Source organism: Neobacillus sp. NPDC093182 (assembly GCF_044754045.1).
In genome coordinates this window covers 1-1,681 of record NZ_JBIVOI010000043.1, presented here as the reverse complement: position 1 = coordinate 1,681, position 1,681 = coordinate 1, and the positions used below count along the sequence as shown (strand labels likewise).

The following is a 1,681-nucleotide window of genomic DNA, read 5'->3' as shown; positions in this document are numbered from 1 at the left end:
GATTCTGAGTTAGAGTGGTATCTTACTCATATCTTACTGAGGGGCTTTATTTTTTTCAAACCTGATATTTAACGATCTACAGGAATGCTAACCTGCTTCGTTAGTTCAATAACAAAAATAGATCGCCGCAGCGATCCCCGTTCTTCAACTCTTGCACCCGTTAGTGCAATAAGACTACCTTTCTAAAATTTCAATCAATTTAGAATTTCCTACCTGCTTTGCAAAATCTAGTGGCGACATCCCTGCTTTGTTTTTAGTGGTTATATCTGGATTGTACTGCATAAAAAGTTCAACCATATCGTAATACCTGCCCTTACAATTAAAAACTGCTGACCATAATGCACTATTACCGTATTTTTTGTCTCTAATGTTTATGTCTCCACCACATTTAAGAATTTCTCGTGCTACACTCAAATTTGGTCGTTCACAAATTAAATGTAACGCTGTGTGACCATCTTTTGATGTTATATTTACATCAATACCGCTATTTATTAGGAACAAGGATATATCATAATTATCTCCAGCAATAGAATAGTGTAATAACCCTGACCCGTTCTTATCTTTTTTGTTGATATCAACTAATAAGAATTTCTTCTTAAATGACTCAAAATCGCCAAATCTTGCCAAAGTAAATAAATCTGCTTTTTCAGTAGGCATATTTCCCCTCCATTTTTAACATTGTAAATAATATTTCTCCTCCTTACTATCGGTTTCCTTCTTCAAGTAAACTGCCCCGTTAGCATAATAAGAAAAGCTGCCAATATTGATAGCTCTGATCTTTCACTCTTGCACCCGTTTGTTTAATAAGAGCTTAACCATCAAGTTTTTTAATTACTTTCAAAAACTCTATTTTAGGATAAGTTTTTTAAAAAATACTATAAAATGAAAAAAGACCATCGTCACCGATGATCTTTATATTCGCTTTACTCCAATATATTTAGAATGCCAATACGGGTTGCTTGTGTTGGTGGTAATGACCCCTTTTGAGGAGGATGCCATAATCATTTTCCCGTATCCGATATAGATGGCAACATGTGTTGGGGCACTTGCTTTATTAGGTGCATAGAACAGTAAGTCACCTATCTGCAAATTAGATGGTCGATATCCGTTTCCATAGTACATTTGGGCAGCGGTGCGATTTAGTGTTATTCCCGCTTTTCCGTAGGAATACTTCACCAGACCTGAACAGTCAAATCCGCTCGGCGAAATACCGCCCCATCTATATGGAACCCCGAGATTTGCTTTTGCTACTGAGATTGCTTTTGTATGATAATATGCCGCTTCCGCTTTATCACCCTTGGCGGCAAACAAAGACCCAAAAGAAGCTAAAATGGTAAAGGCTACGATGAATTTCTTAAGCATGTTTGTTTCCTCCTAGCGTGATTTGATACTTTCACTATACTAGAAAGGTATAACAGACTCATCACAGCAATATGATAATTTCATTACAAAGTAATTCTAATATAATTTTTAAACACTAGTAATTATTCTTTAGCATGTGGAGCGTCGTTTTCTTTCTTCTATTAACCTGCCCCGTTAGCTCAAGAAGAAAATCTGCCAAAATGACAGCTTCGATCTTAAACTATCGCACCCGTTAGCTTAAGTACATTCTTTCACAATCTTTATTATGAAATAAAAACTATAAAACTTTTTTGAATGAATAACAAAATTTCTCGTAACC

The 1,681-nt window shown here is 35.6% G+C and carries 2 protein-coding genes; both read right to left on the bottom strand.

The features are described from left to right. Positions 1–174: 174 nt before the first annotated feature. Positions 175–657 carry an ankyrin repeat domain-containing protein gene (locus ACIQAA_RS32365; RefSeq protein WP_402628016.1) on the bottom strand — a complete coding sequence of 161 codons (483 nt, stop codon included), beginning with the start codon at positions 655–657 and terminating at the stop codon, positions 175–177. A gap of 255 nt (positions 658–912) precedes the next feature. Beyond that, a complete protein-coding gene (locus ACIQAA_RS32360; protein WP_335461739.1) occupies positions 913–1,362 on the bottom strand; it encodes a C40 family peptidase in 450 nt (149 codons plus the stop codon). Between the last annotated feature and the right edge of the window lie 319 nt (positions 1,363–1,681).